A 12,447-nucleotide genomic window follows, 5' to 3' on the forward strand; every position below is an offset into this window, starting at 1 on the left:
AATCGCTTAAATTCGTAGTTCTGTGAAAAATTTCTTGTCAAACAGTTATATTTTCAGATAGGAATATATAAAAATTATATAATTTAATTAGATTCTTAACAAACGCAGGTTCTTTTTCCAGGAGAATTATGTCCCAAAATGCGTCATATAACACCTTAATACAACGGATTAAAGAGCTTGAACATGAAAATGCCACCCTGAAACAAGGCATCGTCGCACATAAAAAATCCCGGGCTATTGACACAAGTTTTGGCTCTACCTCTGCTGACCTTGCGGATGCAATCAATCAAAAAATTGAAAAAGAGAGAGCGTTGCTATTCGCTGCAGTCGAGCAATTTTCTGAAATGGTTTACATTACAAATTCCGAAGGGATTATTCAGTATCTTAATCCTGCATTTGAGCATCTGACCGGGTTTTCTAAGGAGGAATGTATTGGCAAGGATATCAACATGTTTAGAAGCAGCAAACATGACAGTCAATTTAATATTAACCTGCGGGCCATCATCAGTTCCGGGCGGGTGTGGCGCGGTCATGCCGAGTTTAAAAAAAAAGGCAGCTCTTTTTGTATAATGGACATTACCATCTTTTCGGTCAGGGATAAACATGGCACCATTACCAACTATGTCGGTGTGCAGCAGAATGTTTCCAATAAGCAAGCGATCAATGAAAGAATAGTCCAGGCCCAGAAACTCGAATCCCTTGGCACCTTGGCCGGTGGTATAGCCCACGATCTTAATAATATGCTGCTTCCCATCATAGGGAATGCAGAAATTTTGCTTTTTAACGGTTCTGCTTATGACAATCAGACAAAAGAAAGTCTGACACAGGTTTATGAAAGTGGCCTTCAGGCAAAAGAACTTGTCCAGCAGATTTTAACTTTTTCCCGTCAAAAGAAAATTCAAAGACGGCCGTTACAAATACAAGATAGTATAGACACCGTACTAATGCTGATGAAATCCGGTATTCCACGCAATATTTTAATAAAAAAAAATGTAGACCCAAGCTGTCCTCCTGTCATTGCAAATTCCACCCAACTGCATCAGATTATAATGAATTTGATTAGTAATGGCATGCATGCCATGGGCGAAACAGGCGGTGTCATAAAGGTTTTATTGAAGCCTGTAACCGTCTCCCAATCCGATTCCAGCGGCGGGATCAAGCCTGGAAATTATATTTGTCTAAGTATTTCAGATACAGGGGGGGGGATATCAAAGGAGGTGAGGAACCATATCTTTGAACCGTTTTATACCACCAAAGGCAATGAAGGTGGCACCGGCATGGGACTGTCTGTTGTGTATGGTATTGTCAAAGATATGGCCGGCAGCATAAAGGTACACAGCCAGCTGGGCAAGGGAAGTGAGTTCAGGTTATATTTTCCAACATTTTTGGAGAAAAATGTTGAATTACGGCTTCAAACATCTGCCCTAAATGAGAAAATATGCATTAAGTATCACATCAATGTTCTTTTTGTGGATGATGAAAATATCATTCTCAACGTAGCAAAATCCATGCTGGACCAGTTAGGGTGTGGAATCACTACCATGACGGATCCTCTGATTGCCCTTGAGCGTTTCAAAAAAGAACCCTTAACGTATGATCTTGTGATTACGGATTTGTATATGCCGCATATGAATGGTGATTGTCTGGCAAAAAATATAAGAGAAATCCGCCCGGATGTCCCCATCTTTCTTTGTACAGGATTTTGCGACGATATTACGTTAGACATGATGTCCCAAATAGGTATCAGGGCTGTATTATCCAAGCCGCTTTCCATAAAAGATTTTTCTGATAAAATTGGGAAATTTTTTAAGCCAAAGACGTCTATTACTTAAGTGTTATGGAAACAATAAAATTTTTTGCCCTATTTGTGGACGTTCAAACCCAACACATTATTATCTAAAAAAATAGCTGATGGATGGAATCCCGATGCCCGGTCCTGATATAGAAAAAATAAGAGCCCTTGAAAAGAAAATGGATTATTTGGGTATTCATAAAAAAGATATTCTGGAGAAATTTATAAAAGCCTCGGGCCGTGGCGGTCAAAAGGTTAATAAATCGTCTTCGGCCGTATTTTTGACCCATCTGCCCACCCAAATAAGCGTAAAATTTGGGAAATACAGATCCCAGCACTTGAACCGGTTTATGGCTTTGAGATACCTGGTGGAAAAAATTGAACAGCTAAAATCCGGGATGCCCGATGCCACAGCCCGAAAATTAGCCCGGGTGAAAAAACAGAAGCAACGGCGAAGAAAAAAGGCGCTTAATAAAGTGTCGGATCGCAAGGCGAACTGATTAAACCTGAAATGATTTTAGAATACACCTAACTGACAAGGCTTGATTCGGATTTCAAGCCGTTCACAGACAGACCCCATATTTATTCTGGAAATTTTAAATTCCGTTGCAATTTTCCAACATGTTTTGCAGTCAATTTTGCCGTCAGACTGAGCATCAAATATCCTGTTTTTTAATTCCGGTGTAATTCCGGCATCTGGATTGATTTTTTTTTTACCTGGGGCGTATCCAAAAAGACCAAGTTGGCATTGTGCGATGCGCAGTTCAAGTAAATCCGCCTGTATTCCGATTTGCTTTGGCAAGCAATCGTGGGCCTTTGCAAGGCGATGGGCACTTGCACATGTAAGTATGTCGTTGCTGCTTGCCTGCACAATGGGTTGGGAAAGCGCTTGATTCAATTGCGCCCCGGGGTGTTTTTTTGCATCCTGGCACTTGTGCTGGTGTCCCATAATATTTAATTGACTCTTGTTTCAGGTTTATGTATGGGTGTTTTATAACTTAAAATTTTGACAGGATAAAGGCCTTATTTTATGAAAGACATGCTGGGATCCGGAAAATTTCAAATGATATACATTGTCTCCTGCGGTGAGGGGGTCAACGCCTTCCATCTCGTGGAATCCACTCTTGTACAGTTTCCTGATTCCGATATCACTGTTGTAAAAGTCCCCAGGATACGTACGGAAAGCCAGGTCGATGATCTCATCGATAAGGTCAAGGATATTGAAAGTATTATTGTTCATACCATTGTTGATTCAAACCTTCGCAAGTACCTTACGCGCCAGGGCATGGATAATCATATTGTTACCATTGATCTGATGGGCCCCATTATTTCAAGGATCGAAACATTTCTTGACCGCAAACCCCTGGAAACCCCGGGACTCTACAGGGAGATTCACCTGGTAAACTTAGAACAGGTGTCTGCCATTGATTTTGCCCTGGCCCATGATGACGGCTTGAATCCAGAAAGTATAACCGAAGCCGAAATTGTGTTGATAGGACTGTCCCGTGCCGGAAAAACGCCTTTGTCAATGTATATGAGCGTTCTGGGTTGGAAAGTAGCCAATATTCCCTTTGTTCCCGGCGTTCCCATGCCCCTGAGCCTGGATCTTGTGGACCGGCGCCGGGTGTTTGGACTAAACATCAACCCCATACAGCTGCAGGCACACAGGAGAATGCGCCAGGAGAGCCTGGGGGCAAAGGATATCTACGCCTATTCCGGAAAGGATGAAATTGAAAAGGAGATTGAAACCGCCCAGAAATATTTTATTACCAAAGGCTATTCTATGATCAATGTGAGCAATAAACCCATAGAGACCAGTGCCGAGGAGATTATTGAAATGATTACGCGCAGATTCAAGGCCAAGGCCCATATGAGGGTCTTTATGCAAAATCCGGGCAGCCCGCAAAGCGATTTGAATTTGTGAATAAGGTTTATTTTTTAACGGTATGCCGGAAAAGAAAAAACAATCAGACAGACGAAAATCCACTGACCTTTTCAGGCTTGTTTTTATTTGGATGAATATCGCTGCCTGTGCAGGATTAATTGCTGCTATTTTGATTTTTCACAGGGCCAAACCAGAATTTGAAACCTTTTTTGACCGTTTTTACCAGCTTCAAGTAAGGCATTACTGGGATCAGAACTATGTCCGGTTCCTTGTTAATGTGCTGGGTGCAGGGACCCTGATCAATGCTGCAGGCCTTTTTCTTTCCCATTACCGGGGCCGGCGCAGCACAGATCATCGGCGTCTTGTGCTGTTATTAACCTTTCTTTACAGTCTGCTGTTTGTTCTGTCCAAAATGCTGCCATAAAATCAAGTTTGAAATATTCATGCCCGGGTGTAATCAAGAATTCCGGGGTTCATGTCGATAGTGTTATTATCTAACCCCCAAAAACTTTAGGAACGACAGCTATGACACGTTATTTCATCCTGATGTTTATCTTGATTGTAACGGTAGTGCCCTGCCAGGCCAGGGATTTCATGGTGGAATTTGTAGAGGAAAACTACATGGAAAACCAGGAAGACTATGCCAAGACTCCCATGATTTACCATTCTTTTCAGGTGCGTTCCCATGCGGGCTTAAAGATGCTTGTGCTCACCGGGGGACATCCTGAATACCGTACGTGGCTGCGCCAATACGTTGCCCAGGATAAAGGTTTCATTGTCAAGGTTCCTGATAATGAAAACGATTTGTTTATTGCTTCAAAAATCTATGAAACCGATGTTAGAAATGTCCATCCCTTTAATCCTACAACCTGGTCAATGGAAGGTAGCCGCATTTTTGACACCAAGGATCTGTCGGATACACAGGCCTGGATAATAGCCGGCCCGGGACATATTCTCGTGCTGGATCAAAACGACAAACGCAGTGAACTCATCGATACTGTGGTCAAGCGTATGGGCTATATCGGCATGATCTCAGGCGATCCTGAAGTGGCTTTGGGCGTATTCAGAAATCAGCCTGAAAAATTTAAAATGATCATTGTGAATTATGATATGCCTGGTATGGGCTCCGAGGCCTTTGTTGATAAACTGCTCAATATTGATCATAAAATACCGATACTTGTGGAAACCGGCTATAATAACGAAAAACTCAAGCGGCAATATCTGTCGAAATTTTCAGGCGCAGGAACGGTTACGGTTACACCCGTGGTATTGGACCGTCTTCAACAGAACATAAAAAATTTGATTAAATCTGAGAAAGAAACTGCGGCACAACCTGTAAATGGATAAAATGGATAAGAAAACAAAAATTTGCGGTGTCATATTTATACTTTTTCTAATGGTTGCCGCCACCGGCCGATCAGAACAGGGATTTTATGAACTAAAGGCCGGATTTGGAAATTTTATTCAATGCGAGCTCACCCGGACAGATGCTGAAAACTATTTTAAGGGAAAAAATTTTGCCGTGGCCATGGTCAACCTTTTTAATGTTACCCAAGAACTCGATATTACCATTCTTACCGGGACTGTAAAATGCGATGTTCAAGGTCAGTACCGGACCTTGTATGTTGCCATGGGGTTGAGGGAATTAAAAGGGAAAACGGTGGTTTCCTATTTCACCATTAGACACAAGGATTTTCGCATTCTTGCAACGGAACTGCTCCGTTATCCATACAAGGAACGATGCCCGTGGGCCCAGTACTGGATCAGTCCGGATTAATTTAAAATATTAAATTAGGCCCGCAGATTAAATAAGTTGGGCAGAAATAACGCCGAACTTTGGTTCATCTACAAGGCGCATTAAAGGTTGAATAGCAGGCCTATTGGGACTTTAATGCAACGAAGTAGATGGGCCAAAAGGCAAGTTCTTTCGTTCAAGTTATTTAATCTGCGGGCCTAACATAAATAATAACAGTTGTCCCATTTCATTTTTCACAATCCCTTGGGTCATTTTGTAGGAATGGTTTTACCGTGAGGATCTATTTTGGGGTTGCCTAATTTTTTATTCAGGTAGGCCAGTGTCTGGGCTTGGTCCAGATGCTCCAGCTGATGGGCAGTGGCATGGACCTCTTGTTCCGGGGTGCCAATGTTTTTCAGATAAGTCTCCCAGAGGCGGTGGGCCCGCAGTACGATGCTGGCCTCTTTTTCTCCCTTGTCCGTCAGGGAATAGGCCTGGTCATCATGTCGGAGCAAACCGTCCTGTACCATTCTTCGAAGGGCTTTCTGTAGGCCTTTCCCCTCCCCGGCATATTTGCGAATGAGCTCAGGAGGGGCGGGTTTCCCATTTCGCAGCACCGTGGTCAAAACATCTTCCACCACCTGCTGGGGCACCAGGTTTCTCAGTCGCATCCATCTGGCAAGCAGACCGTATTTGGGTGCAACCATCAAGACCACCAGGAACTGTAGGGTGCAAAAAAGCATGATGGCGCCGCCTCCGGCCGAGTCCAGCCAAACGCAGAGATATAGTCCTCCGATGACCGAGGTGACCCCGAATAGAGCTGCGAGCATCATCATTTTGTCCAGGCGGTCGCAGAGAAGATAGGCGGTTGCCGCCGGGGTGATAAGAAGCCCCACCACCAGAATCACCCCCACCATACTCACCGCAGAGACCACCACCAGAGAGACGCAGGTGGTAAACAGGTAATCCAAAAGCACCACGGGCAGACCGATGGAGGCGGCCATGATTGGATCAAAGGTGGACAGTTGAAAATGTCGGAAAAAAAGGATGATGACGCTCAGGACTCCGGCGGCTACAAAGGCAGAGACCCAAAGATCCGTATCTGCGACTCCCAAAATGTCGCCCATGATGAAATGCATCAGATCAATATGGATGTAGTGTCTAAAAATAGAGACGGCAACCACGCCCAGAGCAAAGATTCCTGTGTACATGATACCGATGGCCGTATCCTCTTTTACCCGGGAAATTCTTGAGACAAAGGAAATCAGGGCCACTGTAGTCACGGCGGCGATGAGGGACCCTAAAAGCATGCCCGGGGCATGGGCTTCCAGGCCGAAAAAAAGTTTCATGACCAGATAGCCGCCGGCCACCCCGGCGATCATGGCATGGGAGAGGGCGTCGCCTAGAAAGGCCATGCGTCGAAGTACCACAAGGCAACCGACTACCCCGGCCACCATGGCTACGATGGAGCCGCCAATCAGGGCTTTTTGAAAATAAGTTTCCGCCAGCGGGGCAACAAAAAGATCAAACATCAACTTCTCTCCTTTTTGATCACATCCTTGAAAATTTTCAGTCGGCCTTCATAGACCTGGCTGAGCAGGTCCTCCTGGAGAACAATATCCGGTTCTCCGTATGCGTAGAGGCGCTGTTTGATGAGTAGCAGCTTATCAAAGTATTCTGCGGCCGTGGACAGGTCGTGGTGGACCACCACCAGCGTCTTGCCAGATTTTTTGGCCCGCTCCAGTACGTCCAGAATGGCTCGCTCTGTAGCTGCATCCACCCCGGCAAAGGGTTCATCCAGCAGGAGGATGTCGCTGCCCTGGGCCAGGGCCCGGGCCATGAAAACCCGTTGCTGCTGGCCACCGGAAAGCTCGCCGATCTGCCGGTGGGCAAAGTTGGTCATGCGCACCATGTCCAGGGCCTCCATGGCAGCACTCCGGTCTTTCTTACAAGGAGAGTTGTACCAGGCGATTTGCTGGTATCGTCCCATGAGGACCACTTCTTGGACAGTGATGGGAAAATCCCAGTCCACGGCTCCGCGCTGGGGGACATAGGCGACTTGACCCTTGGCGTTTTTTGCATGGATACCCTTGATTTTTACCGTACCCAGATCCGGTTTAACAAAACCCAGGATGGCCTTGATAAAGGTTGATTTTCCTGCGCCGTTGGGGCCAATGACCCCAACCAACTGATCTTTTTCAATCCTGACGCTGACATCCAGCAAGGCCGGTCTGGCGTTGTAGCTGACGGTAAGGTTCGATACTTCAATGGCAAAAGGGGTATCAATAATCATGATTCTCCTCCTTGGGAGCAGCCAGAGTGAAGTCCACCGTTCCGGCCACCACGGCGCCCCGGCTGCCCCATATCGTATGGTCAACTATTGGTGCTTCTCTGTCCAGCAGGCGGACTCTGAGGCAGTGGTCTAAATGGAATTCGGACATAGGGGGGCTGGCCTGGACGTAAAACTCGTTGAATCCTATGGTCGGGGCAAGGCCTTCTGTGATCCGAATGACTTTTCCCCGGAATATTTCCCCTGCGTCCACTGTCAACTTCTGACCGTTGAGGCGGACCTCAAGGCCAGGGGTTTGAGGGGCATCGTCCAGGGCCAGGGCAAAGGGATCCTTGTCAATGGAAAAACCGGGGGTAATCTCCAGGATATACGCTCCGGTGAGCACTTCCCGGTCCGCCACCTGGGCAGGGCCCGCAGGCAGGGCGGCATCCCGATTTGTCGTGTATGCCCACAACCCGCCAACAAAAAAAATCCAGACAAAGATAATGAGTAAAAATCGCATAGTAACCGCCTATTTTAAAGCATTGACGATGAGCAGGGTGTTCTCCCGCATCATGCCGATATAGGTTTCCCCTGCAGAGTCTTCCGGTCCCATGGAGTCGGAGTAGAGTTCGCCTCCGATTTTTACGCCTGTTTCCTTGGCGATCTCCCGGATCTGCTTGGGGTTGATGGTGGTTTCAACAAAGATGGCAGGGGCACCGGAATCCCTGATGGAATCGATCACTTTGCGTCGGCGCTCCGGGGTAATGCCGGCACCGACTTCCGCGCCGGTTGACCATCCCACAGGAGCAATGGAAAGAAAATCATTATTTTCATTTAACCTGTATTCCCGGCAAAAATAGTTAAATGCATCGTGGGTGGTCACCAGAATCCGCCGCTGGGGAGGAATCATGTTAAGCTGCTCCCGGATCCAGGCGTCCAGAACCCGTAACTGCTGAAGAAAAAGTTTGGCCCGGGCCTGGTAATATGCCCCGTGTTCCGGATCCAGGGCAATGATGGCCCGGGTGATATTGTTGACGTATACAACGGCATTTTTCAAGGAGAACCAGGAATGCGGATCGGGAAGAGACTGGCCGCCTTCGCTGATGGTAAGGACTTGGATGCCGTCGGTGGCGGTAATCAAGGGTTTTTGGGCATCCTGTGCAAGGGTAGCCATCCAGTTTTTACCCTCCAGATGAAGTCCGTTTTCGATGCAAAGATCGGCGCCGAGCACGATCTGAACGTCATCGGGGGTGACATTGTAGGTATGCGGATCAGCCCCCGGAGCCAGAATGCTCTTGACTACGGCTTGGTCTCCTACTACCTGCCGGGCAAAATCGGCAATCTGCGTGGTCGATGAAACGATCACAGGCTTTTTTAACTGAGCAGCTCCTGCCAATCCTGAAAAAAGTAGGATTGAGCTGAAAATCAGGAAGGAACGAAATAATGGCAATTTTTTAAATAAAAATTTCATGATGCTCTCCTTCTAAACTGACGTTTTAAGATTTGTATCTCATTTTTTATATGAAAGTCTGGGTAAGTTACCAAGATCTTTCAACCTTTGTTGTGGGTTGAGCCTCGGTATTGATAGACCAAGTCAGCCCATGGCTGTTATAGAAATTACGATGGAGATTACATTAGCATCTACAAAACTGGACAGCAAGTTAATCCACTTTCCAAAGTGAGCATGCTATAAGGACCGCAGATTTTTGGGTTTTAGGCCACCACAATATCTGGGGGGAACATTTCAATTTAAAAGGGGGAATTATATATTGGTAATCCGTCAAGCCTTTTGAAATTTGACATTGAAGAACGGGTCTTAAATAACTTACCCATTTTGTTATATCCGGGAGCGCGGGCGTCCCGCCCGCATCTTTTCTTCGGGCGAACGCCCGCGCTCCCAGGTTCAGTTATTTCGGACTTATTCCTAAACAGCAAGCAGGTTACATGTGCTTACCCTAAAAAATTATCCTGGTTAATTTTATGTAACCAGGATAATTGCGTTTGTGAATATTTTTTATCGGCAGTCAGGATACATAATGGCGGCCTGGGCTGCAGCCAGCCGAGCAATGGGTACCCGGTAGGGTGAACAAGATACGTAGCTTAGTCCTGCTTTATGGCAGAATACGACGGATTCTGGGTCCCCGCCGTGTTCTCCGCAGATGCCCAGCTTGATTTCAGGACGGGTCCTGCGACCAAGTTCCACCGCCGTTGTAACCAGGCCGCCCACCGCTTCCTGATCCAGGGTCTCAAAGGGGTCTGAATTAAGGATGGCGTTGTCAATATAATCATTCATGAAAGAACCGATATCGTCCCTTGAAAACCCAAAGGTCATCTGGGTCAGGTCATTGGTACCAAAGGAGAAAAACTGGGCATATTCTGCCATTTTATCTGCAATCAATGCCGCCCTTGGAATTTCGATCATGGTGCCGTACAGATAGGGGAGGGCGTCTATTTGGTAGGTTTTAAGCGCCTCTTCATGGCACTGGGTAACAATATCCTGGACAAAGGCCAGCTCTTTTTCATTACAGGTTACGGGCACCATAATTTCAGGCATGGGATTTTTACCCGCTTTGATCAGTTCTGCGCAGGATTCAAATATGGCTTTCACCTGCATGTGGGAGATTTCAGGATAGGTGATGCCAAGTCTGACACCCCTGTGCCCGATCATGGGATTGGATTCTAAAAGCTGTTCGCTGCGCTTGAACACCTCTTCTATGTCGATATGCAGGGCATCGGCAATTTCCTGCTGATTTTCCCGTGACTGGGGTACGAATTCATGCAGGGGCGGATCCAGCAGACGGATGGTAACGGGCAGATTATCCATAACCTCCAGGGTGGCCTTGATCTCCTCCTTGACAAAGGGGAATAGTTCTTCAAGGGCGGCTTCTCTCTCTTCGTGGGTCTTGCTTAAAATCATTTTGCGCAGAAGGAAAAGGGCTTTATCCGAATCTGCACCGTAGAACATGTGCTCAGTCCTGAAAAGCCCAATACCCTGGGCGCCAAAAGTCAGGGCTGTCATGGCATCTGCCGGGGTGTCGGCATTGGTGCGGACCTGCATGGCCCGGTATTTGTCCGCAATGCTCATGAATGCTTTGAATCTGGCATTCTCCAACGCGTCCTTCATCTTGATTCGGCCCTGGTATACCATCCCTTTGGTGCCGTTAAGGGTGAAGGTATCACCTTCCTTAAACACCCGGGTACCCACGCGAAGTTCTTTGGTTTCGAAATTGATTTTAAGGGCACCGGCACCAACAATACAGCATTTACCCCATCCCCTGGCCACTAAGGCAGCATGGGAGGTCATGCCGCCCCTTGCTGTGAGAACGGCTGCTGCCGCCCGCATGCCTTCAATGTCTTCGGGATTGGTCTCTTCACGGACCAGAATGACCTTTTTGTCTAGCTTGGTCCATTGAACCGCATCTTCGGATGAGAACACAATCTGTCCCCATGCACCGCCGGGGCCTGCAGGCAGTCCTTCTGCAATCTTTACGGCTGTTTTTTCCGCATCCGGATCCACAATGGGGTGAAGCATGTCGTCCAAAATTTTAGGATCAAGACGGCATACCATGGTTTTTTCATCGATGGTGCCTTCCGCCAACATATCCATGGCCATGTTCAGGGCTGCTGTCGCGGTGCGTTTGCCCACCCGGCACTGGAGCATGTAAAGCCTGCCTTCCTGGATGGTGAACTCAATGTCCTGCATGTCCTTGTAATGGGCTTCTAAAAGATTGCGGATCTCAAATAACTGCTTGTAAAGCTGGGGCATGGATTCTTCCAGAGAGGGCAGGTGTTTGTTCTGGGAATTTTTGGTGTCTTTGTTCAATGGATTTGGGGTTCTGGTGCCTGCCACCACATCCTCGCCCTGGGCATTGACCAGCCATTCTCCATAGAATTTATTGTCCCCTGTGGCCGGGTCTCTGCTAAAGGCAACGCCTGTGGCAGAAGTCTCGCCCATATTACCGAAAACCATGGTCTGGACATTGACGGCCGTACCCCAACAGTCCGGAATATGTTCAATACGGCGGTAGGATACTGCCCGTTTCCCGTTCCAGCTTTTAAAGACAGCCCCGATGGATCCCATGAGCTGATCTTTGGGGTCATCAGGAAAATCGACACCCAGGTCCTCCCGGATTTTTTTCTTAAACCGTTCGCAAAGGGCCTTTAAATCTTCGGTGGAAATATCCGTGTCATTGTCATAGCCCTTATCGTTTTTCAGATTATTCATCATCATTTCCAGATTCAGGCGGATACCCATGCCGTCCCCGGGCTTGATCTGTTCTGCTTTTTCCATAACCACATCTGAATACATCATGATCAGCCGGCGGTAGGCATCATAAACAAACCATTCATTATTGGTTTTTTTAATCAATCCCGGAATCGTGGTGCTACACAGGCCGACGTTCAATATGGTCTCCATCATTCCGGGCATTGAGCTTCTTGCACCGGATCGGCAGGATACCAGCAATGGATTTTCCGGATCACCAAAAATCATACCTGTATGGGATTCAATATTGGCCATGGCTTTGAGAATGTCGCCTTCAAGGGTATCAGGAAAACGCCCGTTTAAATCAAAATAGTGATTGCAGCATTCCGTTGATATGGTGAAGCCTAGCGGAACAGGCAGTTTCAGCTTTGCCATTTCTGCAAGGTTGGCGCCTTTTCCGCCTAAAAGGTTTTTTTGACTTGCATCCCCTTCTGTTTTATCAGGGCCGAACTCATAGATGTATTTGGTCATTTTATATCACCGCTTGTATGGTTTCAGT

Annotated in this window: 12 protein-coding genes; 6 read left to right on the forward strand and 6 right to left on the reverse strand. The window is 47.0% G+C overall.

Annotated elements, in window-relative coordinates; all coding sequences use genetic code 11:
* Positions 1–128 precede the first annotated feature (128 nt).
* Positions 129–1,832, forward strand: a complete 1,704-nt coding sequence (locus EYB58_RS16700; RefSeq protein WP_111955890.1) for an ATP-binding protein — start codon at positions 129–131, stop codon at positions 1,830–1,832.
* A 94-nt stretch (positions 1,833–1,926) separates the two neighbouring features.
* Positions 1,927–2,292, forward strand: coding sequence for a peptide chain release factor family protein (locus EYB58_RS16705; RefSeq protein WP_111955888.1), 366 nt, complete (start codon positions 1,927–1,929; stop codon positions 2,290–2,292).
* A gap of 17 nt (positions 2,293–2,309) precedes the next feature.
* Here EYB58_RS16705 and EYB58_RS16710 read toward each other — a convergent pair whose 3' ends face one another.
* A complete protein-coding gene (locus tag EYB58_RS16710) occupies positions 2,310–2,741 on the reverse strand; it encodes a hypothetical protein (RefSeq protein WP_111955886.1) in 432 nt (143 codons plus the stop codon).
* 81 nt (positions 2,742–2,822) lie between these two features.
* Here EYB58_RS16710 and EYB58_RS16715 point away from each other — a divergent pair, with 81 nt between their 5' ends.
* The 4 genes from EYB58_RS16715 (at position 2,823) to EYB58_RS16730 (ending at position 5,454) form a co-directional block, all read left to right on the forward strand.
* A complete protein-coding gene (locus tag EYB58_RS16715; RefSeq protein WP_111955884.1) occupies positions 2,823–3,716 on the forward strand; it encodes a pyruvate, water dikinase regulatory protein in 894 nt (297 codons plus the stop codon).
* 22 nt (positions 3,717–3,738) lie between these two features.
* A complete protein-coding gene (locus EYB58_RS16720; RefSeq protein WP_111955882.1) occupies positions 3,739–4,101 on the forward strand; it encodes a hypothetical protein in 363 nt (120 codons plus the stop codon).
* Between the two features lie 101 nt (positions 4,102–4,202).
* Positions 4,203–5,024, forward strand: coding sequence for a response regulator (locus EYB58_RS16725; RefSeq protein ID WP_111955880.1), 822 nt, complete (start codon positions 4,203–4,205; stop codon positions 5,022–5,024).
* Position 5,025: 1 nt separating this feature from the next.
* Positions 5,026–5,454, forward strand: coding sequence for a hypothetical protein (locus EYB58_RS16730; RefSeq protein ID WP_242637406.1), 429 nt, complete (start codon positions 5,026–5,028; stop codon positions 5,452–5,454).
* Between the two features lie 227 nt (positions 5,455–5,681).
* Here EYB58_RS16730 and EYB58_RS16735 read toward each other — a convergent pair whose 3' ends face one another.
* The 5 genes from EYB58_RS16735 to ppdK form a co-directional block, all read right to left on the reverse strand.
* On the reverse strand, positions 5,682–6,944 hold the full coding sequence (locus EYB58_RS16735; RefSeq protein ID WP_111955876.1) for a metal ABC transporter permease: 1,263 nt from the start codon (positions 6,942–6,944) through the stop codon (positions 5,682–5,684).
* Entirely contained in the window at positions 6,944–7,705 is a 762-nt protein-coding gene (locus EYB58_RS16740) for a metal ABC transporter ATP-binding protein (RefSeq protein ID WP_111955874.1), read from the reverse strand. Before EYB58_RS16740 ends, EYB58_RS16735 begins: the two co-directional genes overlap by 1 nt.
* The gene (locus EYB58_RS16745; RefSeq protein ID WP_111955872.1) at positions 7,695–8,204 is read right to left on the reverse strand and encodes a hypothetical protein; all 510 of its coding nucleotides are present in this window, start codon (positions 8,202–8,204) and stop codon (positions 7,695–7,697) included. The genes EYB58_RS16740 and EYB58_RS16745 overlap by 11 nt, the downstream gene beginning before the upstream one ends.
* Positions 8,205–8,213: 9 nt before the next feature.
* Positions 8,214–9,155 (reverse strand): metal ABC transporter solute-binding protein, Zn/Mn family, encoded by a 942-nt coding sequence (locus EYB58_RS16750; RefSeq protein WP_111955870.1) that lies wholly within the window; start codon positions 9,153–9,155, stop codon positions 8,214–8,216.
* Positions 9,156–9,698: 543 nt separating this feature from the next.
* The gene (gene ppdK, locus EYB58_RS16755; protein ID WP_111955868.1) at positions 9,699–12,419 is read right to left on the reverse strand and encodes a pyruvate, phosphate dikinase; all 2,721 of its coding nucleotides are present in this window, start codon (positions 12,417–12,419) and stop codon (positions 9,699–9,701) included.
* Between the last annotated feature and the right edge of the window lie 28 nt (positions 12,420–12,447).

The organism is Desulfobacter hydrogenophilus, assembly GCF_004319545.1.
Lineage (GTDB): Bacteria > Desulfobacterota > Desulfobacteria > Desulfobacterales > Desulfobacteraceae > Desulfobacter > Desulfobacter hydrogenophilus.

Coding starts and splice junctions, on each gene's coding strand:
- EYB58_RS16700 (WP_111955890.1), top strand. CDS start 129: ATGTCCCAAAATGCGTCATATAACACCTTAATACAACGGATTAAAGAG.
- EYB58_RS16705 (WP_111955888.1), top strand. CDS start 1,927: ATGCCCGGTCCTGATATAGAAAAAATAAGAGCCCTTGAAAAGAAAATG.
- EYB58_RS16710 (WP_111955886.1), bottom strand. CDS start 2,741: ATGGGACACCAGCACAAGTGCCAGGATGCAAAAAAACACCCCGGGGCG.
- EYB58_RS16715 (WP_111955884.1), top strand. CDS start 2,823: ATGAAAGACATGCTGGGATCCGGAAAATTTCAAATGATATACATTGTC.
- EYB58_RS16720 (WP_111955882.1), top strand. CDS start 3,739: ATGCCGGAAAAGAAAAAACAATCAGACAGACGAAAATCCACTGACCTT.
- EYB58_RS16725 (WP_111955880.1), top strand. CDS start 4,203: ATGACACGTTATTTCATCCTGATGTTTATCTTGATTGTAACGGTAGTG.
- EYB58_RS16730 (WP_242637406.1), top strand. CDS start 5,026: ATGGATAAGAAAACAAAAATTTGCGGTGTCATATTTATACTTTTTCTA.
- EYB58_RS16735 (WP_111955876.1), bottom strand. CDS start 6,944: ATGTTTGATCTTTTTGTTGCCCCGCTGGCGGAAACTTATTTTCAAAAA.
- EYB58_RS16740 (WP_111955874.1), bottom strand. CDS start 7,705: ATGATTATTGATACCCCTTTTGCCATTGAAGTATCGAACCTTACCGTC.
- EYB58_RS16745 (WP_111955872.1), bottom strand. CDS start 8,204: ATGCGATTTTTACTCATTATCTTTGTCTGGATTTTTTTTGTTGGCGGG.
- EYB58_RS16750 (WP_111955870.1), bottom strand. CDS start 9,155: ATGAAATTTTTATTTAAAAAATTGCCATTATTTCGTTCCTTCCTGATT.
- ppdK (WP_111955868.1), bottom strand. CDS start 12,419: ATGACCAAATACATCTATGAGTTCGGCCCTGATAAAACAGAAGGGGAT.